Source organism: Adonisia turfae CCMR0081 (assembly GCF_011009555.1).
GTDB classification, from domain to species: domain Bacteria; phylum Cyanobacteriota; class Cyanobacteriia; order Phormidesmidales; family Phormidesmidaceae; genus Leptothoe; species Leptothoe turfae.
This window is the reverse complement of sequence record NZ_QXHD01000004.1, coordinates 2375853-2395324: the sequence shown is the minus strand read 5'-3', so window position 1 is coordinate 2395324 and position 19472 is coordinate 2375853. Positions and strand designations below refer to the sequence as shown.

The window sequence follows — 19472 nt, the reverse complement described above, 5'->3', positions numbered from 1 at the left end:
CATTTAGTGAGTTAACGATTCTAGAGCTGCTACCAACAAAGCTTTCTAAATCTTAGTGACCAAAATGTAGCTCAGCAGCTTATGTAGCTCAGCAGCTTACCAATCTTCGCGAAGAATTACTTTGGAGCGTACCCAGGCAGCCCATAGAAACGGCTGTAAAACTATTTTTACCACCCACTTACGCCAGGAACTTGGCTGCCGCGTTGGCTCGTCGACTACAACAAGCATTTGATCTTGGGTCAGGGGTGAGGCTACTGTCGTCATCATTTGCTTGAAATTCCCTATATATAGAACTTAAGTCTCCGTTGGTTATTTCCCCTGATGTGTGGGCGTCACAACGAGCTTAAATCTAATGGTAAATAGACTGATACCTCAGCCATTGATCGCAGGTTGCTAACGCCCTCCTAACGTATCAACCTTGCCAACGGCCAATGTGCCACCTTTGGGGTGTTGGTTTAAGTGGCACACTCGTTTCCTTCGCATCAACTTTACATTCACCCACTATACGTTCACACGTACATCAACCAAAATCCTCTTGAGTATTCAGACAGGCCGTAGTTTTAAGGGACAGCCATTTGCATAGCATTGCGATCGCAATTATTGACGCCCTCGCGACCAACTTAAATAAGTGGCACATGACTTTCCTGGCAAAAAAGATGGTTTTAGGCCCCTATAATCGTAAGCGTCCGTCATATTAGTCTTTTAAGCAGCAGGCAATAGTCTGTCAGCAGATGTAGTTGACACCGACAATTCGCGTTGAGGGAGCAACGAAGGAACCGTTTGCCCTTTTCGTTTGGCTAACAAGGTTTGAGTGAGGAAATCAAGAAGATGTCTGCCCTGAGCGTTGAGGGAGGTCGTCACGGTCAGTAACCTGGCGACAAACTCGCTGCCGGATTGGGATTGAGACCCAAAACTGGTGCGACGCCAAATCACAGCAGGTCGTAAGGCGCGCTCAGCCGCATTATTGGTCGGCTCGACATCGGTTGTAACCACAAATGTCCAGAGGGCCGATTCAACCTTGAGTAATCGTCGACAGGTCCTAACGGTTTTGGCTAACGGTGTGGTCTCATCAGGTTCAATCGGTAACGATGCGGCCTCTTCAAGCTCTGTTTTGAATCCATCTCGTAAATACCTGACCTGAGCGATAAACTGCTCGCGCGACAAGGTCCCATCTCTGACCCGATGCCACCAGCGAAACAACCGTCTCTGACGACGTAGCAGGGCATCGCCAATCTCATAGGAGGCCCCCGTCCGCTCAGCCATGGCGGTCAAATCACGCTTGAGATGAGCCCAGCACGGTTGCCATTGCTCCAGTGCAATCCAGGTATAGGCACTACACCGGTCAGAGGTCACAATTCCTGGGTAAGACTCACCCAGCATGGTTTTGGCACTCGCCTGAGAGCGACTCAAAACAACCTCAAAAAAGCTGACCAACGGCGTCACTAACACCCATAACCACCCTTTACGATTCTCGGGGTTCTTGCCGTCTCGATTGCCTTGGGGAAAACTTGTCTCATCACTATGCACTCTGGACTGAGACTGGACATACGCTTTAGCCTCAGCCACGGGCTCTGCAAGGGCCACACTGAGTTCATCCCGCAAACGACCGACACTCCCACGCGACAGCCGCACGCCAAACACCGTGTCCATGAAACGACATACCTGACGATAGCTTTGTCGGTAGGGGCCACTCAACAGGGCCACCAGGGCACTCACTCGCTCTCCATATCCTGACGCTGAAACACCCGGCGGTAAAAGCGCTCGTGTCATCTCTCCACACACATCACAACTGAGTTGATGCAAACGATATTCAATCACTACCGGCTCGATAGGCGGCAACTCTATCTCTTGATGACGATGGGGATAATGATCATGACCACTCAACCGGGCACCGCACTGCTGACACACCGATGGTTTGACCTCCAACACCTGGTCACAGAACTCACTGGGCTTGAGCTTGCGGACTTGACGGGGAGACTTTGCCGAGCGTCCCCCTCTCCGACTCTTTTGGCGCTTCTTTTTACCGTTAACCACCTGACCGAAGCCATCTGTTGAGGGTGGTTTCGATGAATTTTTCGAGGTCTGATTCAGACGCTCTTCTAGATCGATAAGCCGCTCATTCAGCTTAGCCAACTGGGCACTCTGCTCAATTAAGCGCTCATTCTGTTGAGCTAATCGCCCCTCCAACACCCTCACCAACGCTTGGATGCTGGGTGGCGTTGCCTCCCAGTCCGCTTTTGGAACCTTAATGCCTGCAATTGCGATGTCTTCGCTCATATTCACAACTTAGCGAAGATTGATGCACTGACGCCCTAAATTTTCTTTAACTTCCTGGGACGGTTACCCTTTTGGAGTAGATGAAGCTTATCCTGCCAAGGCTCAGGCACCTTGCCTGCTTTGATCTCGTTATCATCGTCTCAACGATTCCGTTGTTTGGGCACCGGTACTAATGTGACATCGACGATTTGACCACATAGGGCTTGGTAGCCCATCGCGTTAAGATAGGCCCCCAAACTACCTAAGCAACGGTTCCACGAGCTCAACTATAATCACGCAACATTTTTTTGATCTCGAGTGTATGCATTTCTTCCTGTCCAATTTTGGTACGGGTATATTCTTCCAAATAAACGCTGGCGTTTTGGACCACATCTAGGAGCTTTTTGTACATATTTAATGCCGTTTGCTCATGGTTTAGACTTTCTGACAGGAGGTCTTTAACCGAGTGGCGGTTGTTTTCCTCAATAGCTGAGATTTGCTGACTGGGATGGCCTTCTAGCCCAGTAATAATCTCACCGGCTTCTTGGGCATGGAGTAAAGATTCATTTGCCTGAGTCTTGAAAAAATCTACAATCGGAATGCGATTGGGCCCAGTAACCATTAAAGAACAATGGGTATAACGCACCACACCAGCTAGCTCAAATTCCATAATTTGATTGAGCAGTTCAATGGTTTGTGAGGTGTCAAGGTTTTTCATTTAGTCATGTTGAGAATCAACGAGTTCTGATTATAAGCATGGAATAGGTTTTATGGGTGGCTATGATTTAATGGTTGGAGTTGAAAGATGATTGGGGCATGGGTTTAGCTAAGTAGACATAAATCATCTGGTAGATCATCTGGAAGCCTGCAATTTCAATTGCAACTAATAAGAGAAAGCTCATATTTCAACTGTTTCCAATCCCTTGTGCTATCGTCAAAGTAGAGTCTCATAAAGCAGAGGCGCTCTATTATGATTGGGCGTTTAGTGATTAGTTTAGGGTTGTTGGGGAGTATCTGTATAACGAGTGCAGCCACTGCCGCTGGGCTAGCTGTTGTCGACTCGGCCACATTAGGAACCCACCGTAATTTACCTTGGTCAGAGCCAGTTCAAATCAATGATCCGTTTGAAGGCAGCTTTGTTGGGGTATTTGACCGTCATTCCTTTAGCGATCGCTTTTTGAATACAACCGCCCGAATTGAGGTGCAGAGCCTCTGGAGTCGTGATTTTATTCGGGTGCTGTCGATTATTCGCGATCGCGACTGTCTCAGCGGGTCGTTTCGGGTTTCTTCAGATTTAAGTTGCTCAGAATTTAGTAACGCCAGAAATATCATTCAACTTTTCATTAAAGTTGATGGTGATGTGTTTCAAATTGATGGACAAAATAATGTGTTCTCAGTCAGCGATGAGTTAGCTCAAGCGTTGCAAAACGCACCAGAGACAACGCTTGATATTCGACTGGTGACTGATAGCGGCGAAGCAATCGATAGCAAAATTGGCGAGGACACCGTTAAAGCTTGGAAAACGGTCTATGCCACTGATCTTGCTCAGCCATTTTAAGACAGCACTCGTTCATTAATTTGATGGATGAGTTAGCTTGATTTGCACATACAACGGCACCTCACCCCCCAGCTAGAAAGCCACTCCAGGCATTATATCCGAGGGGAAAGATTAGTGGCGACTAACACCTACTGCCAGTTTGCCTAGGCTGGAGGGCTCATGTTTCTGAGTTTCCCTGCTGTGAAGTGGCACTGGACGGATACCAGTTTAATGCAAGAAGGGCCTGGCTAGCCACGACCATCTTTTGTCCGTTATCTGAGAGGGGCCGTTCACCCAAGTCTAGCGAGTCAGCCCGCACGGCACGGAACACGCCGAAGCGACACAGGCCACCCCCAAAGGCCAAACGCATTAATAGCAATGTGGGTACTTCTCGCAATGATTTGAGCAGTCCGACAACCCCAAACCGCATCAGTGATGATGATGACCCATGGGTGCGGGGAGTCAGCAGATAAACAACGATGTCAACCACCAGCAAAATCGCTAGGAGGGCAACAAGCAATGACAAAATATTCATGTTAGTAACTATTCTCATTTTTAGGATGGAGGCGGTTGCCCACTGGGGCAATGGAAATACGATGAGAGAACTGCCGTTGTCAACATCGACGCATGCGGCGAGTCACTGATTGAGAGAGAGATGAGATCGCACATCCAATCAACATCAACCAACCCCGCCATGGAAATCGCCTGGCTGGTTTTCCAAAGGTCTTTTGGCTCCGCATCTTATGGGTAAGTGCCGTTTGTGAAACAAACGTAAGTGCCGCTTGTTTCACAAACGGATGAACCGACGCAGGAATACATCCAGGGCGATGCAGATACTGTTGCAACATGAGTGCTTCAGGCGGCAGTATAATGGATGGCACAATGCTTCTAACTTTTTTCAAAATGATCTGTTGAGAACGGGTTAGACAGTGCTAAGAGCAATAGATTGTTCATACCTTTTGCAGGCATAACAATCCGTGACACACTGGCCAACAGTTTTTCAAAAAATTAATTAGATAACTAACAGATGCCCAAAATTAACAGGCACACTTAATAGTTATGGAGCTATATATGCCTAGGGTAGAGCATTGTAGAGATTTTCCCCTGGCAACATAGTTACAATTACGCACTAAAATCATCATCCGTACCTCGCAGATGTTGTAGAACATGAATTGGACTATCGGCGGGCATTCTGACTGAGAGGTGCGACACCTCCTTCACAGCTGCGGGACAGCGGCAGATTCTCACTGCTCTTTCCCCGTTTCCTCTAAGGACTGTTTCCCCTTAGAACCGATACGCCCAGTAATCTAGCACATTCTGACTACCCACAACACGGAATGTTAATTCAATTTGCGTTGCTGTCTGTGCTAGGTGGCTTATCCTCAACTCCCTGACTCTAACGATGGCAAATGCATTCGCATTAGTAATAGTGTGGCGATCACAGCAGCGACAGAACTGACATAAAAAGGAGCCGCTGTAGAGACTACTGCATAGAGCCAGCCAGCTATGAGACTGGCGGGTAGTGCGGCCAAGCCAACTACCATATGAAAGGTGCCGGTTTCAGCGCCTCGTCGGTTGGGGTGTACCAGATCGGCAACAAATGCTTTTTGGACACCCCGCGTTAGAGTGCCATAGAGACCGTATAACATAAACAGTAACCAAATAACAGCAGGCGTCTCGGCTTGGGCAAATCCAAGATAGGTGATAGCAAAGACAAGATATCCACTGACGAGTAGCGGTCGTCGCCCTATTTGGTCAGATAGGCGACCAGCGATCAGTCCTAATCCAACGGCTACCAGGTTAAAAGCTGCGTATAGTAACAGAAGTGTAGAGCCGGTAAAGCTCAGCTCTTGGGCTCGTAATAACAGAAAAACATCCGATGAATTTCCTAAGCTAAAGAGAATAATTGCTAGTAAATACTGTCGATAGGTGGGGCTTAATCCTTGTAATGTAAATTGGGGACGTGCTTTTCTAGTGTGAGGACGTTGTTCTTTGACCTGAGTTAGTAAGATCAGAACACCCAGAAGCGCTGGGAAAAATGCGATCGCAAACACGCCTCGATAATTTCCTGCAGAGTGTTGCAAAAAGACAAAACCCACCAGTGGCCCCAGCACCTCACCCACCGTTTCCAAACTATGGTGTAAGCCAAATGCCTGTCCCCGTTGGGCAGCAGTACAATTCTCAACAATTAGAACATCCCGTGGTGCAGCTCGTAATCCTTTGCCAATCCGATCAAACAAACGTGCCCCTAACACATGGCCCCAGGTTCCCGACAGAGCTAACCCTAGTTTAGACAATGCCCCTAAGCTATAACCGGCCAACGCAAAAGGTTTGCGCCGACCGGCCCAGTCCGACAGCCAGCCAGAGTACAGTTTCAAAATACTGGCCGTGCTCTCAGCAATCCCCTCGATCAGCCCCACTGTCCAAACTGGAGCACCCAGCATGCTCGTCAAGAAAAAAGGTGTTAGTGGATACACCATCTTGCTGGCAAAATCAGTCAGCAAACTTACCCAGCCTAGAGCTTGAACGGTTCGTGTCAGCCTACGTGATTGATTAGTCATAGAATCCTACTGGGGGTTCTCAGGATGAAGTAGCAGGGGGATAAGATGATCTGTCCTATCCCCCCTGCCCTCAAAAATTAAGCTTGAGGCATGAACAGAGCCAAGCTGCCAAACAGTAAAAACAGTCCTCCACCTAATGCAGTCAGGGTACGTTCTGAAACCCTGCCACAGAGCCAGCGACCACAGTTAGTGGCAATGGCTGCACAAATAGCATGGCCCAGGACGGCACCTATCACTACTCCGCCAGGTGGATGGGCTGCGGCCAGAGCAATGGTAGCAATTTGGGTGCGATCGCCCCACTCCGCCACGAAGACTAACCCAAAGGTCTCGGTCATAATTGCCAAGGGAGTCTCTTTCGGTTTTCTCTTGCTTTTTTCTGCCCTATCTACTGCTTCAGCCGCATCTTTCTCTTCGTCTCCTGTTGTTGCCATCTGGCTAGCCTGATATAGCAGCCGAATACCAAAAACAATAAATAAACAAACCTCAGCCCATTTAACCACTGAGTCGGGTAACAGTGATGCAGCCTGCCCAACTAAAACGGAGAGTATTGTCATGAGGGCCAATGCCCCAACCGCCCCTGCAAATACCCAGCGGCGACGATGGCGCATGGCCAAAATGGCGGCGATAAAAAAGGTCTTATCACCCAACTCAGAGACAGTGATCAATAACAGACTGGCCGTAAATGCAGCTAGCATCCTTTCAAATTCCTCAGATCACAACGGTCTCTGGCACGAATTTGACGAGGCACAAGACTCCACCAAATCCGCGTCAGCAGATTTAGTGAAGGTCTCGCTAATGACTAGTGGAAATTCCCTATCATTCTCTGAACCAGGCTCATCACCAGTATGTTGATTCAAAGATGTCGGCTAAACCGATAGCTACTCCCCTTCGAGAAGGATTATACGACAAATAGGACCTTTATGATTTTTAATTGCATGACTTCCTATAAAATACATATACAATGGATTACTAGCAGGTACATACGGAACAACGGCCTTACTTATTTAGACGGGAGTTATACTCTGCAGCCAAAACATTAAAGACCGTTTGCACATCAGCTTTCGACTCGTCTGTCGCATCTAAATTATCTAGTCGTTGCTTCACATACCAAATAGCTGTTCCAAGCCCTGTGTCAGATAGAGTAGATAAGGCATCTTGGCTTATTAATAAGGTCGGTTGTTGCGCAAATAAAGCAGCGGCTGCCATACTACGAACTGGTGCATTTTCGTCATTAATGGCTGCAAGTAGGGCTTCTGTCGATGCAGGATTTGCCTCCTTTTCCATCAATGCATAAGCTGCAGCAGAACGGACAGTCGAATCTGGATGATGTTTCAAAACATTAACTGCCATAGGAATGATTTCCTCTGAAGCGACATCGATATCTCTCAGTGCACCCAAAGCATGTCGACGAGCCCAAACACTAGAATCGCTTGATGCGACTGAAATTAAGTCTAGAATCATAGCTTTTATCTCAGCATTAGAGGAATCTAATACGGATATAAGCCAGTCCGCACTGAATACAGTTTTTGCACGGACGCAAGCGCTGCTGTCTTTCAACCCATGGGCAATTAAGGGAACCAATTGAGGAGACAGCGTCTGATGACTGACAACAACTTCAGTTAGTCCATCGAAGCTACTTAAACGGATGCCTGGATCTTCATCTTGCGTTCCTTGAGTCAAGATTGGAAGAACTTCAGGCAGTAGTGTCTCTTGGGATGCAGCCGCTGTAGCGAGTCCTTCAATGCTGGTGGCTCGGACCCTTGGATCTTTATCTTGGAGAGCTATCCTGAGATTAGGTAATAGTGTAGTCGGGTCCGTATTAGAAATGAGAATTAAAAGGGATTTATAGCGAGTTGTACTATTCCAACTCTCGAGAGAGGTCAACAGTTTCTCAATATCTATGTCGTCTTGCTTACTTCTTAGGAAATGGGCATCATTCTGAGATATCCCATTGCTAATATCTTTGCAGTCTCCCCGATCTCCGATGCGTTCGAGAGAGAACAAAGAACAGCTACTGCTGAGAAACAACATAGATGGCAGGATAAAATAACGGCCAAGCTTTTGAAGTATCAACAATTTCATAGGATTAGATTAATCTATCTTTAGAACTGTGTACTGAAATGTTTAAGGCAGAAATTCACTAAGGCAACAACTAGAAAGTATTTCGAAAATAGTGAAATAGCTCGATTGAGTTAAGGTTAGTATCCGGATCTAAATCCTATGAAACTCAAAAGTTTTCACTATAGTTTCCACTGCAACAACCCATTGATTTTTATGTTTCTATGAAGACTCTTTAAAGTAGAGTGCAATCTTTAAATTTACTCTAAGTGTTGTTCTAGCTACTCAAATACAAAAATAATCCACATCGTAATTAATCAGTTTATGTAACAAAGCTCTCGCTTGGGGTTAAATAAACTCCGGTTCAGTGTTGAATCAGTTGAGTTTAGCCTGTGGGGGGCAGGGCGCACGGGTGCTGCGTAACGGCTTTAATAGGGCTGGGGGAGATCCCCTATCAAGCATATTGGCTCTGTAAGCCCTGCTTTACTAGGCTTTGCCAGCACTGCCAAACAACCTAATTTTTTGAGCAATAATCTCTTGCATGGCACCTGTAGATGCCTTCTGACAATCCAAGAGATCACGTTTAGAATCAGTTTTTCCATATTCTCGCCAAAACTGAAGATATTTTTGTCGAACCTCAGTATTAACGTTGAATTTGCAGACTCCCAATTCAATTGAGCGTTGAATCATCAGAGCCGGTAGGCCAGACGCACCGTGTAGCACTAGCGGAATATCGAGCTGCTGACGCACCTTGGCCAGACGCTTAAAATCCAACCGGGGTTCACTGTGATACCGCCCATGAACATTGCCAATGGTGACCGCAAGGAAATCTACCCTCGATTCTGCTACAAACTGTTTCGCCTGGTAAGGGTCGGTCATCTTGGCTTCTTTTGCAGCCACCGTCATGCCATCTTCAGTACCGCTGATTCTACCAATTTCTGCCTCGACAGTGGCTCCCTGGGCATGGGCTAAGGCTGTCATTTCACGGGTAAACGCAAGGTTCTCTTGAAACGGAAATTTAGAACCATCCGCTAAAACCGATTGAACCCCAGCGTCTAAAGCCGTTTCGATATGGGTACGACTGTCACAGTGGTCCAAATGAACTGACATCGGTACCTTAGCCGAGTCCGCTGCTTCGATAAAGAGTTTAACCAGAGGTGTCCCTCCATACTCTAGGATATTTGGCAAAATTTGGATAATTGCCGGACTATTGTCAGCTTCAGCTGCATTAACAACGGCTTTGACACCTTCGAGGTTGTATAAGTTAAAAGCACCGACAGCGTAGGCCTGTTTTTGAGCTTTCTCTAGCAGTTCCTTGGTAGACGTGAGCATAAAAGGGGGCTGAGGTAGATGTCACTGAGTAAAACGGAATGGGTTCAGCCTATATTATTTACTAATGAGCGTGTATAGGCGAATGTCACTGACGTAGCTTGAATCAAGCCACCAGTTTAGCTTTAAGAACTGAGCGAGGTTGCTGCATTCTGGGGTAGGGCTTGGGCCTACGCTTAACGACTCTCGGTTCACAACGATGAGGCCGTAGAGGAACAATGAGTGTTCCAGCACTAGTCAACAACGCGTGATAGAGTGGTTGCCGCTCCGACGCTTTAGCGCTAACCAGTTCAGACCTGAACTGGTTAAACTGTTGCCGAGTACCCTGTAATGAAAGCCTTGGAGTCTTGACGGTTGTGTACTTGTTGGTCTGCAACATTAAGCTACGCAACAGGTTGTAAGCCAGTAGATGGACCCAGAGATCTTTACGAACCATCTCGGGTGTTTTGGCCGCCAGCAGTTCCATGCCTAAGGTTGTCTTGAGATGTCTGAGATTCACCTCAGCAGCCTCCCAATGTAGCTGATAGAGATCGGCTAACTTGGCTTTCGGATACCATTTGGGATCCTGCAAGGTCGTCACCATGATGATTTCGTCCAACCGAAATCATCATGGTGTTGTATCAGCAGATGGACTTCTCTCACCTCAAGGGTCATCGGTAAGGCCTCGAATGCGTCTTGAGACATCGACTGAGGACACCTCGTGGGACGGTGCCAAACAACACGATGGTCGCCAATCCCCAACTTTTCCCACGAGGATCTCCGCACGATTCGGCATAGTCAAGGCAGTATGTTGGGCTTCCAGGTTTTGATTTTCTCAGATCATCATGCCTGGGGCCTTTTCTTTGCCTTTTACATCAGTGCCATTCGGTTATAGGGCGTTTATCCAGAACGTTTCTGGATAACGCGTAGTTATCCTGCTGATTTTTTGGCTGAGGAAGGGCTTGACATTTAAGTGAATGCTTAAGTATATTTCAATTAAGCATTCACTTAAATATTTTTGATGAGTCGAACCACTGCCAGCTCCGACATTTTTCAAGCGATCGCAGATCCCACTCGTCGTGCCATTCTCGATCAGTTACAGCAGGGCGAACAACCTGTAAAGCAACTTGCGGAACCCTTTGCGATATCTCTACCCGCCGTTTCACAGCATCTACATGTGTTATGCGACGTAGGATTAGTGACTCAGCAACGCAATGGACGACAGCGCATCTACCGATTAAATCCAACACCACTTAAACAAGTCTCGGATTGGGTGAGCCAGTACGAACAATTTTGGAAAATAAAACTGGATGCTCTGGGTGAATATTTGGAGGAACAATCATGAGCCAGGATGTTGTACTGGAAGTGTTTTACCCTCACCCACCAGAGCGAGTTTGGAAGGCACTGACCGATCGTCGCGCTTTAAACGCTTGGATGATGGACAACGATTTTGAAGCTTGCTTAGGGCATCAGTTTCAATTTCAACGTTGTTCCCCGCTAGGACAAAAACTCACGATCTACTGTGAAGTACTTGAGATAGAAGCACCAAAGCGCCTTGTTTATAGCTGGAAAGAGCACCCAACGAGTGAACCCTCACGAGTGACTTGGATTTTAGCCCCCGTTGAAGACGGGACTCAGGTACAACTTTATCATCGTTCCGAGGCGGCTACGTCGGTTCCTGGATTTGGAATTTCTATCATTGATCGAGCCGCTCGTGCCACAATGAATGACCATTTCACAGCTCCAATCCCAGCAATGCCTCCGTTACAGCCAGCATCATGCATGGTGAAAAATGATTCACATCAAGTCTTAGAGTCCCTAAATCGTCGAACAAATTGGCATTACTGGTTAGAACAACGATTAGCAGAATTGCTAATACAATCGCATCTGTAAGGATTCTCTAATTTGCGCCACTACAGAAACTACCAGAGGAGAAAACCTATGAAAATATTAGTCATTGGAGGCACTTGGTTTATTGGTCGCTGCGTCACTCAGCAATTACTGCAAGAAGGGCATGAAGTTAGCGTATTCAATCGAGGCGTAACACCCGCGAATTTGCCCCAACAAGTGAATCATATTCGGGGCGATCGTCAGAATTTAACAGATTATCGGCAGACCTTCCAACAACTCGCTCCCGATGTCGTCATTGATATGATTGCCCTCACTGAAGCGCATGCACGAAGCACGATGGAAACATTTAAGGGAGTTGCTAGGCGAATCGTCACCATTAGCAGTCAAGATGTTTACCGCGCCCGTGACATCCTTTGGGGACGTGAAACAGGCATGATTGATCCAGTTCCATTGGCTGAAGATGCACCATTGCGATCACAACTTTATCCATATCAAGCTGTTGGAATCCAGTCAAGCCTGCCTCCCGACTACGATAAAATTCTCGTTGAACGAGTCGTTGCCAGTGACTCAAGCTTGCCAGGAACAGTTCTGCGATTACCGATGGTGTATGGCGTGGGAGATTATCAACATCGCTTCTACCCCTACATTAAGCGTATGGACGATAAGCGTCCTGTCATTGTGTTAGAGGAGGGCTATGCTCACTGGCACGGATGCTATGGCTATGTTGAGAATGTCGCAGCCGCGATCGTTCTTGCCGCAACGGATGAACGTGCAACAAATCGTACTTATAATGTTGCAGAATCATCTGTATTGTCCCAAGCAGAATTAATTGGCGCAATCGGACAAATTGTGGGTTGGCGCGGTGACATTGTAATTGCATCAAAAATCCATCTGCCTCCAAATAGTGTTTCTTTAAATACTGAACAGGACTGGCTGACCGACTCCACTCGTATTCGTGAAGAGTTGGGCTATACTGAGACAATTGCTCGGGATGAAGCATTAAGGCGAACAATTGCTTGGGAGCGAGCAAATCCCCCAGAAGTATTTTCAGCCACGGGACTTTTAGACTATGCGATAGAAGATGCTATTTTAGCTTCAAGGTAAAGCAGGATAACCATTCGGTTGGAGCAGACAGTGGATAGTCTTTTCATCTTTCGTTATGGTTGTTCTGCTGCCGCTCAACCGCATAGTTAGTTCAAATCACTTTAACGCCTGCTGACGATGCTACTCCTTAACAGCATCGCCCATCGTTTTTTCACATTCTCTTTCATCCAACCCATATTAGATACTGATTGTGAGTACATGTGGTTTTAGGAATTGGGTCCAAATGCCAGTCAAATTTGTTCATAGCAGTTAAGGTGAGAAGTGCACACCGATACTTTTCCAAGTTTCCAAACTTTATAGATTTGCTACCATCATGTCAGCGACAGACAGTTCCTACAGGTATCCATATGGAGCTAGGCCACCAATTCAAACTGCAAGTCATACACTCAGACATCTTTAGTGAGAGTCAGTTTACCCCTCAGCAATCCTATGAGTGGCTCAACGACGAACTCAAAGCCTACCAGAAGCCCTGTGTCATAGTTGTCCCAGGGACTGAGCTGAAATCGATAGCAGAGATGATTAGCCTAGTCAACAGATTTCCAATAGAGCCCATAGAACTCGTAGTTATCAGTCCCCAAGGCATTACGTTTCGAGCCGATCCACCAGTAACGGTTGAAGGAGATATATGGCAGGCATTACAAACCCGTTACAAGCTTACTGACAACGATACGTTAGACGTCCTTAACTGGACAGGCATTCGTGGTGGGTCGATTCGTAAACTAAGTTGGTTTAAAGCCAATGGCTGGAATAAACCCACTCAGTTTTTGACTCGGCTAAGCAAAGAGTTTAAAGATATCGACTCTCAATCTCATCACTGAGACAAACAAACGTTACAGGAACACCATTAGAAGTAGCCAGACAGTTAGTGTAATACCCTTGCTGTAAGGTGTTTCGAAGTTCTCTAGCTTGTTCGATGGTGTTGTAATAAAACGCAAATCCAACACCACCCATAACAATATCGTCAGGATTTAACCAACTAAATTCTAGGGGTGGGTTGCCTTCGCTTAAATCGATATCGGTATATCGCCTAAAGCCGGTAATGGAGCGGGCAATTTGAAGTAGCTCAGCTTGTGATAAAGGGTTCACGGATCGAGATTAACAAGTGACTTTTCAGTGTATCAGCACACCTCAAACGTCAATCCTGCATCTTTCACCAAACGTTCGATCAAAACATCGCCAAACATCGACGCCGGTGTCCAAAATCCTCCTGCTTTAAGAGACGGTGGAAAATCCTCCGCCAAACATAGCCCTGCCTGGCCCAAAATCTTAGCTGTGGACCCATAGCCCGGATCGCGATCGCCCGTCACCTTAACCTGAATAGTCTGTCCCTCAGCAGTTGTCCCCCAGAATCGCAAATCATAAAACCCTTGCTCCTGGGCTGCCTGACTTGGTCCTTCCCCTGGTTTAGGAATCAGCATAGTCTCCAATAACCAGCGCGTCGGTGAGAATGCCATGGCCGCCGCCACACCGACTAAACTAACACTAAGCCCCTGAGCCACCAGCCAGCCTGTAGCATTAGGCCCAGTCAATACTGCCTCGTCATACTGAAACTGTTTGCCATAGGCATAATCCAGCAAGGCATTGGACCGCAGCACTATGCGGGTATTAATGGCCGCCATCACAAATGGCGACACCCACCCTTGAAAGTCCTGATCGTACTGCACTGGCACCAGCGTTGGGGGATGCTCTGTGGACTGGCTGGGGCAAAGGGAATAGGGGTTATCCAACTCCTGACGCAGGGCCGGATCGACACTGGCCTCTTTCACCACATTAATGCCACTGGCAACGGTACCCCCCGAGACACCGCCCATGGCTGCTTTTACCCGCATTTTGATGCGATCGCAAACTCTCCCAAACCGTTGTTTTGCCTGCTGCTGCAGATAATACACACCTAAATCAGACGGAATCGAGTCAAACCCACAGCAGTGAACAATCCGCGCCCCGGATTGCTCAGCAGTAGCACTGTACCGCTGACTCATCTGTCGAATCCACTGGGGCTCTCCGGTCAGATCACAATAGTCAGTGCCAGTCTCCGCACACACCTTAACCAGCGGTTCCCCATACAGGGCATAAGGACCAACGGTGGAGATAACAACCTGGGTTTGGTCGCACATATGCCGCAGGCTGGCCTCATCGGAGACATCTGCAATGATTTGGGGTAAGCCGTTGGCTCCTAGATCAGACACCAGGGCATTTAATTTAGCCTGGGAACGACCTGCGATCGCCCACTTAACAGCACCGTTTACCCCAACCTGATTTAACAAATACTGGCAGAGGATACGGCCAACAAATCCGGTTGCACCAAAAACAACTAAATTGTAGTGGGGAGTTTGATAAGCCATGAAAATTTCCCTATTGTTCTAGTTGATGGAGGCTAACAACCTTTTAGAGATTGGCTAATTGTATACGCTATAATCGTTTATGGGTGGCTCTGGTGCTTGCTTTAGGTGGAGAATCCTGCGAGCTATTTCTGCATCTTTGTACCGCATGGCTGGAAAATCATGACTTAATTTATGTTGGACCTTTGCCCTAATCAGCGCCTCTATAATCCTGCAATTGTTCTACCAGGTGCAAAAAACCTTGGGATATGCTTTCTGAATGGATAGTTTGTTCTGATGATATGTCCAGGTCTTGGGCCGTAATCAGGGTACTGTTGGCGAGCACCTGGGTCATCTCTTGTGCAGCATTGTAGGGCACCATGGCATCATGCTCCGCATGCCATAGCGTCACCGGTTGTTGAATGGCTGAGATATCAAATCCCCAAGGGCGAATCTGCAGCTGACTTTCTCGGGCCATGCCGATATGGTGGTTGGCGCGAGCATCTTTCAATATGTTGAGCATATAGGGATGATCAGATTGCTGCTCAGAAAAAGCCTCTAGCCACGTTGCATAGTCATCCTGAATCTCGGCAATGGGGCTGACTAAGAAACGGTTATAGGTGGCTTGATCGTCATGGGAATAGTGACGAATAACAGTTTCTAAAAAGACAGCAGGCACACCATCTAATACCCAAACATGGGTAATGATGTCAGGAAACGCAAAGGCCGTTGCATAGGCATAAACCGCCCCAGCGGAACAGCCGATGGCAATGGCAGATTGAATATTCAAAGCATGGATGAGTTGAGCAAAGATAATATTCCAGTCGGCAACACATTCTATGGAAAAAATAGACGAGTCTCCATAGCCCGGTCGTTCTAGTACGATGCAGCGTACACCTGCTTGTTCGATGGCCTGTATCCATTCATCGCCGAGCCACGAGCTGCCGAGCAGACCATGAAATAGGAGTAGAGTGTGTTGTCCTTGTCCGTATACTTGATAGGCAATTTTGCCGTCCTTAAGGACAATAAATTGTTTTGACATTGCGCAATATTTGCATAGCTTGACTCTCCGTCTATTCTAGTTAAGAATAATTCCCAATTGCTAGCTAACTACTTCTCCTGGAAGGACAGCCAGTGCACCCATGACTAACCTGAGAGCAGTCCCATGCCCCTCAATCACGCTCGGACCATTACTCAAGTCGAATATGATGCCATTTGGCAAGAAGCCAGTGAGTGTGGTGAGGTGGCCTGGAAATGGAACGGGATTGAATGCTGGCAATCTATTCCCCAGCGATTGGGAAAAGGTGAGAAACGAGTTATTAGGCTACAGCCAGGGCTAACGCTCTATATTTATACCAGCTGGTATGTGCGATCGCTACAGTTAAACTATCACTCCACTACCAAAGACAAGCTGCTGTCCAATTTTTATTTGCTGGGGGGGCACCGCACCATTAACCCTGGTATTCAGCTCGAAGATGATCGTGAGGAAACTGCGGGTGAAACCTGTCTGTGCCATATTGCTGAGGCGCAATCGATTGAATACTACCCGGCTGAACAACCCCACAAAAATCTCGGCATTGCCATTGATTTTGAACGACTGCGCTCATTTGGGTTTGCCCAGGAAGATGCGCCGCCCCCATTGCGACAGCTGGCCCAGGGGAAAGCCGTGGATAGTTTTCATCAATCGTTGAATCACACCACTCCGATGATGCAACAGATTCTCCAGCTGCTGCTGGACTGTCCCTATCGCGGGGCCGTAAAACGTATGTATTTAGAAAGCAAGGTGTTGGAGCTTTTGGCACTGCAGTTTCATCACCTGAGCAAGGTACAGCGGTCAGATTTGGTGTCTCCTAAATTACGGTCAGGTGATATTGAACGGTTGCAGCTAGCGCGAGACATTCTGAGACAAAAATTTAACGACCCACCCTCTCTGCTGGAGCTGGCCAGGCAGGTGGGGCTAAATGACTATAAGCTCAAGCGAGGCTTTCGTCAGGTGTTTGATACAACGGTGTTTGGGTATGTGCATGCCTGTCGGATGGAGCAGGCTCAGCATCTACTGTGCGATCGCGGCTTGAGAATTGCGGATGTCGCCGAACGGTTGGGCTATGCCAGTCCTAGCCGATTTTGCCATGCCTTCAAGCGACATACAGACCTGACTCCCAGCGATTATCGCCGTCAGTTTAAGGCGTGACGAAAAAAATCCTGATCGGACAGAAAAAAAATCCGTTTGCGACAACCTTAAATTTATCAAATCCCGTATCGTCAAGTTTATTAGGAATCTTTCTTGATTGACTTTAGATGCGTGAGTGTGAGGCTATGGGTAAGCAGGATATGGGGTATCGGATCGTGTCGCTCTTGGCATCAAGTTTGGCACTGTTGGGCCAATCAGCCTGGGCTGAGGAGACTGTCCGACCCAATCATCTATCAGGTCCTTCCATAGTCCAAGGAGAACACTCCCTGGCTCAGGCATTTGTCCAGGTGATTGACGTCCAGGTAAACCCCACAGAGTTAGGGGTGGATGTGGATACTGACCGCGATAGCTATGTCCTAAACAACAGTGTAGTGGGACGTTTTAACACAGGCTCCATTGACCATCAGCTGCTGGTGGGGGTGGAACTGGCCAGGGAAAATTTAACGGATCGATTGGTGGCTAATTTTCTAGACCCGATTGATATTTTCAATCCGGTGTACAGCCCTGATAACGTTGGCTTTGAGGTGCTTCGGCAAGATGTTTTTAGTCGCACCGATTCGTTGGGGATCTACGCTCAAGATCAGATTTCGTTTACGGATAATCTGATCTTGGTGCTGGGGGGGCGATTTGATATTGCCGGGGTGACCAATGATGATGCGATCGCACAAACCGACGAGTTTCAACAAGATGAAGCCTTTAGCCCCCGCGTGGGTTTAGTGTATCAACCCAGCGAGGATGTCTCTCTCTATGGCAGCTATGCCCGCTCCTTTACTCCCCAGGCCGGACAAACCTTTACCAGAGACTCCTTTCGACCGGAGCGCGGCACCCAATATGAGCTGGGTATTAAGGCAAATTTGTTGCAAGATAAGCTATTTGCAAATCTTGCCTTCTTTGACCTGACCCGCACCAACGTCCTTACGACCGATCCAGATAATGGGCTGTTTCAAATTCAAACCGGAGAACAACGCAGTCGAGGCATTGAGTTAGATGTGCAAGGTGAAATTTTACCCGGCTGGAATGTGATTGCTAGCTATGCACTCACGGATGCCGAAATTACGGAAGACGAAGTTTTTGAAGAGGGAGACACGCTCTTTAATGTGCCACGTCATTCAGGGAGTTTATGGACAGTTTATGAGCTACAGCAGGGCTCCCTTGAGGGGTTAGGATTTGGCTTGGGACTGTTCTTTACGGGAGAGCGAGAAGGAGATCTTGACAACACCTTTGAGCTATCGTCCTATGTCCGTTCCGATGCGCTGGTGTATTATCAACGCGATCGCTTTCGAGCCCAAATCAATGTGGAAAACCTGTTTGATATTGACTTTTTTGAAGCCTCTCGCGGTGGCAATGAGCTAGAGATTGTTCCAGGTCAGCCCTTAACCGTGTCAGCACAGGTGTCATGGCAGTTCTGATGGTGGGTCCTCTGCGCCCATCGCCAACTGTCGGCCAGTTCAGCATGCCACGGGAGAAACCTGTATTCCCCAGGGATCAGAGACAATTCTGGACAACTTTTATCACATCTTTATAACTACCTGCTCTCTGTTTCTCTACGCGAGCCCCAAATTTTGACCCAGCTGCGTCAGGAGGCCGCCCAACATCCCGTGAGTAGTATACAAATCTCACCGTATCAGGGCCAATTTATGGCCCTACTGCTGCGGCTAATGGGGGCTAAAAAAGTGTTGGAGATTGGCACGTTTACTGGCTATAGCGCCCTGTGGATGGCGCTGGCGTTGCCTTCAGATGGCACCCTCACCGCCTGCGATGTGAGTGAAGAGTATACAGAAATCGCCCGCCGCTACTGGCAAGCCGCTGGCGTCGCTGACAAAATTAATCTGCACTTGGCACATGCCATTGAGACCTTAAATCACTTAATCTTCACAGGACAGTCAGGCACCTTTGACTTTGTCTTTATCGATGCCGATAAGAGCAACTATATCCACTATTACGAAAAGTCTTTAGAATTACTCAGACCCGGTGGACTGATCGCCATCGACAATGTTCTGTGGTCTGGAGCTGTAGCCGATCCAGATATTATCGATCCTGATACACAAGCACTACGAGACTTGAATCAGACCCTCCACCAGGATGAACGCATTGAGCTAAGCATGTTACCCATCGCCGACGGGTTGACCTTAGCAATGAAGCGTCTCTAAAACTCTTAGTCTCTAAAACTCTTATCTAGCGCTGAAGCTATAATTTTGAAAAACGGTCTGCAGAGTTGGGATAAACAAAACCTTTGAAAATTACATTAACGGGGGTGCGATCTCACATTCCTTCATGGCCACTGCGAG

At 47.6% G+C, this 19472-nt stretch carries 20 protein-coding genes, 1 pseudogene and 1 riboswitch; of the genes and pseudogenes, 8 read left to right on the top strand and 13 right to left on the bottom strand.

The genetic code is table 11. From position 1 onward, the window contains the following. Positions 1 to 96: 96 nt before the first annotated feature. From DXZ20_RS14690 to DXZ20_RS14680, 3 genes are all read right to left on the bottom strand, one after another. The gene (locus tag DXZ20_RS14690) at positions 97 to 267 is read right to left on the bottom strand and encodes a hypothetical protein (protein WP_156828462.1); all 171 of its coding nucleotides are present in this window, start codon (positions 265 to 267) and stop codon (positions 97 to 99) included. A 435-nt stretch (positions 268 to 702) separates the two neighbouring features. Further along, complete coding sequence (gene tnpC, locus DXZ20_RS14685; RefSeq protein WP_163698926.1) at positions 703 to 2277, bottom strand: IS66 family transposase; 1575 nt, start codon at positions 2275 to 2277, stop codon at positions 703 to 705. A 262-nt stretch (positions 2278 to 2539) separates the two neighbouring features. Further along, positions 2540 to 2974, bottom strand: coding sequence for a ferritin-like domain-containing protein (locus DXZ20_RS14680; RefSeq protein WP_163660186.1), 435 nt, complete (start codon positions 2972 to 2974; stop codon positions 2540 to 2542). Positions 2975 to 3226: 252 nt separating this feature from the next. Here DXZ20_RS14680 and DXZ20_RS14675 point away from each other — a divergent pair, with 252 nt between their 5' ends. Continuing rightward, on the top strand, positions 3227 to 3814 hold the full coding sequence (locus tag DXZ20_RS14675) for a hypothetical protein (protein ID WP_163698924.1): 588 nt from the start codon (positions 3227 to 3229) through the stop codon (positions 3812 to 3814). Positions 3815 to 4100: 286 nt separating this feature from the next. Here DXZ20_RS14675 and DXZ20_RS14670 read toward each other — a convergent pair. The 7 genes and pseudogenes from DXZ20_RS14670 to DXZ20_RS14640 all read right to left on the bottom strand — a co-directional run. After that, positions 4101 to 4226 (bottom strand): annotated as a pseudogene (locus DXZ20_RS14670) (SAM-dependent methyltransferase); the annotation flags it as partial. Positions 4227 to 4407: 181 nt separating this feature from the next. Continuing rightward, a complete protein-coding gene (locus tag DXZ20_RS14665; protein WP_163698922.1) occupies positions 4408 to 4674 on the bottom strand; it encodes a hypothetical protein in 267 nt (88 codons plus the stop codon). A 284-nt stretch (positions 4675 to 4958) separates the two neighbouring features. Then, a riboswitch (cobalamin riboswitch) is annotated at positions 4959 to 5103 on the bottom strand. Between the two features lie 72 nt (positions 5104 to 5175). Continuing rightward, entirely contained in the window at positions 5176 to 6354 is a 1179-nt protein-coding gene (locus tag DXZ20_RS14660; RefSeq protein ID WP_163698920.1) for an MFS transporter, read from the bottom strand. 77 nt (positions 6355 to 6431) lie between these two features. Next, a complete protein-coding gene (locus DXZ20_RS14655; protein WP_163698918.1) occupies positions 6432 to 7049 on the bottom strand; it encodes a TMEM165/GDT1 family protein in 618 nt (205 codons plus the stop codon). Between the two features lie 301 nt (positions 7050 to 7350). Beyond that, positions 7351 to 8436, bottom strand: coding sequence for a HEAT repeat domain-containing protein (locus DXZ20_RS14650; RefSeq protein ID WP_163698916.1), 1086 nt, complete (start codon positions 8434 to 8436; stop codon positions 7351 to 7353). A 462-nt stretch (positions 8437 to 8898) separates the two neighbouring features. After that, positions 8899 to 9744, bottom strand: coding sequence for a class II fructose-bisphosphate aldolase (locus tag DXZ20_RS14645; RefSeq protein ID WP_163698914.1), 846 nt, complete (start codon positions 9742 to 9744; stop codon positions 8899 to 8901). Between the two features lie 103 nt (positions 9745 to 9847). Further along, positions 9848 to 10324 (bottom strand): transposase, encoded by a 477-nt coding sequence (locus DXZ20_RS14640; protein ID WP_163698912.1) that lies wholly within the window; start codon positions 10322 to 10324, stop codon positions 9848 to 9850. 417 nt (positions 10325 to 10741) lie between these two features. On the opposite strand from DXZ20_RS14640, the gene DXZ20_RS14635 reads away from it, so the two are divergent. From DXZ20_RS14635 to DXZ20_RS14620, 4 genes are all read left to right on the top strand, one after another. Beyond that, positions 10742 to 11065 (top strand): ArsR/SmtB family transcription factor, encoded by a 324-nt coding sequence (locus DXZ20_RS14635; RefSeq protein WP_163660162.1) that lies wholly within the window; start codon positions 10742 to 10744, stop codon positions 11063 to 11065. After that, positions 11062 to 11613, top strand: coding sequence for an SRPBCC family protein (locus DXZ20_RS14630; RefSeq protein WP_163698909.1), 552 nt, complete (start codon positions 11062 to 11064; stop codon positions 11611 to 11613). The genes DXZ20_RS14635 and DXZ20_RS14630 overlap by 4 nt, the downstream gene beginning before the upstream one ends. Before the next feature lie 48 nt (positions 11614 to 11661). Continuing rightward, complete coding sequence (locus DXZ20_RS14625) at positions 11662 to 12675, top strand: NAD-dependent epimerase/dehydratase family protein (RefSeq protein ID WP_163698908.1); 1014 nt, start codon at positions 11662 to 11664, stop codon at positions 12673 to 12675. A gap of 347 nt (positions 12676 to 13022) precedes the next feature. Continuing rightward, positions 13023 to 13493 (top strand): hypothetical protein, encoded by a 471-nt coding sequence (locus tag DXZ20_RS14620; RefSeq protein WP_163698906.1) that lies wholly within the window; start codon positions 13023 to 13025, stop codon positions 13491 to 13493. Here the strand turns inward: DXZ20_RS14620 and DXZ20_RS14615 are convergent. The 3 genes from DXZ20_RS14615 to DXZ20_RS14605 all read right to left on the bottom strand — a co-directional run bounded on the left by DXZ20_RS14615 (position 13462) and on the right by DXZ20_RS14605 (position 16035). Beyond that, on the bottom strand, positions 13462 to 13761 hold the full coding sequence (locus DXZ20_RS14615; protein ID WP_163660154.1) for a hypothetical protein: 300 nt from the start codon (positions 13759 to 13761) through the stop codon (positions 13462 to 13464). The genes DXZ20_RS14620 and DXZ20_RS14615 overlap by 32 nt on opposite strands. Before the next feature lie 32 nt (positions 13762 to 13793). Further along, positions 13794 to 15017 carry a saccharopine dehydrogenase family protein gene (locus tag DXZ20_RS14610; RefSeq protein WP_163698904.1) on the bottom strand — a complete coding sequence of 408 codons (1224 nt, stop codon included), beginning with the start codon at positions 15015 to 15017 and terminating at the stop codon, positions 13794 to 13796. A 187-nt stretch (positions 15018 to 15204) separates the two neighbouring features. Continuing rightward, positions 15205 to 16035 carry an alpha/beta fold hydrolase gene (locus tag DXZ20_RS14605; RefSeq protein ID WP_163698902.1) on the bottom strand — a complete coding sequence of 277 codons (831 nt, stop codon included), beginning with the start codon at positions 16033 to 16035 and terminating at the stop codon, positions 15205 to 15207. 123 nt (positions 16036 to 16158) lie between these two features. Here DXZ20_RS14605 and DXZ20_RS14600 point away from each other — a divergent pair, with 123 nt between their 5' ends. The 3 genes from DXZ20_RS14600 (at position 16159) to DXZ20_RS14590 (ending at position 19334) form a co-directional block, all read left to right on the top strand. Beyond that, on the top strand, positions 16159 to 17184 hold the full coding sequence (locus DXZ20_RS14600; protein WP_163698900.1) for a helix-turn-helix transcriptional regulator: 1026 nt from the start codon (positions 16159 to 16161) through the stop codon (positions 17182 to 17184). A gap of 125 nt (positions 17185 to 17309) precedes the next feature. After that, positions 17310 to 18593 carry a TonB-dependent siderophore receptor gene (locus DXZ20_RS14595; protein ID WP_163698898.1) on the top strand — a complete coding sequence of 428 codons (1284 nt, stop codon included), beginning with the start codon at positions 17310 to 17312 and terminating at the stop codon, positions 18591 to 18593. A 75-nt stretch (positions 18594 to 18668) separates the two neighbouring features. Next, a complete protein-coding gene (locus tag DXZ20_RS14590) occupies positions 18669 to 19334 on the top strand; it encodes a class I SAM-dependent methyltransferase (protein ID WP_163703495.1) in 666 nt (221 codons plus the stop codon). Positions 19335 to 19472 lie beyond the last annotated feature (138 nt).

Coding starts and splice junctions, on each gene's coding strand:
- DXZ20_RS14690 (WP_156828462.1), bottom strand. CDS start 267: ATGATGACGACAGTAGCCTCACCCCTGACCCAAGATCAAATGCTTGTT.
- tnpC (WP_163698926.1), bottom strand. CDS start 2,277: ATGAGCGAAGACATCGCAATTGCAGGCATTAAGGTTCCAAAAGCGGAC.
- DXZ20_RS14680 (WP_163660186.1), bottom strand. CDS start 2,974: ATGAAAAACCTTGACACCTCACAAACCATTGAACTGCTCAATCAAATT.
- DXZ20_RS14675 (WP_163698924.1), top strand. CDS start 3,227: ATGATTGGGCGTTTAGTGATTAGTTTAGGGTTGTTGGGGAGTATCTGT.
- DXZ20_RS14660 (WP_163698920.1), bottom strand. CDS start 6,354: ATGACTAATCAATCACGTAGGCTGACACGAACCGTTCAAGCTCTAGGC.
- DXZ20_RS14655 (WP_163698918.1), bottom strand. CDS start 7,049: ATGCTAGCTGCATTTACGGCCAGTCTGTTATTGATCACTGTCTCTGAG.
- DXZ20_RS14650 (WP_163698916.1), bottom strand. CDS start 8,436: ATGAAATTGTTGATACTTCAAAAGCTTGGCCGTTATTTTATCCTGCCA.
- DXZ20_RS14645 (WP_163698914.1), bottom strand. CDS start 9,744: ATGCTCACGTCTACCAAGGAACTGCTAGAGAAAGCTCAAAAACAGGCC.
- DXZ20_RS14640 (WP_163698912.1), bottom strand. CDS start 10,324: ATGGTGACGACCTTGCAGGATCCCAAATGGTATCCGAAAGCCAAGTTA.
- DXZ20_RS14635 (WP_163660162.1), top strand. CDS start 10,742: ATGAGTCGAACCACTGCCAGCTCCGACATTTTTCAAGCGATCGCAGAT.
- DXZ20_RS14630 (WP_163698909.1), top strand. CDS start 11,062: ATGAGCCAGGATGTTGTACTGGAAGTGTTTTACCCTCACCCACCAGAG.
- DXZ20_RS14625 (WP_163698908.1), top strand. CDS start 11,662: ATGAAAATATTAGTCATTGGAGGCACTTGGTTTATTGGTCGCTGCGTC.
- DXZ20_RS14620 (WP_163698906.1), top strand. CDS start 13,023: ATGGAGCTAGGCCACCAATTCAAACTGCAAGTCATACACTCAGACATC.
- DXZ20_RS14610 (WP_163698904.1), bottom strand. CDS start 15,017: ATGGCTTATCAAACTCCCCACTACAATTTAGTTGTTTTTGGTGCAACC.
- DXZ20_RS14605 (WP_163698902.1), bottom strand. CDS start 16,035: ATGTCAAAACAATTTATTGTCCTTAAGGACGGCAAAATTGCCTATCAA.
- DXZ20_RS14600 (WP_163698900.1), top strand. CDS start 16,159: ATGCCCCTCAATCACGCTCGGACCATTACTCAAGTCGAATATGATGCC.
- DXZ20_RS14595 (WP_163698898.1), top strand. CDS start 17,310: ATGGGTAAGCAGGATATGGGGTATCGGATCGTGTCGCTCTTGGCATCA.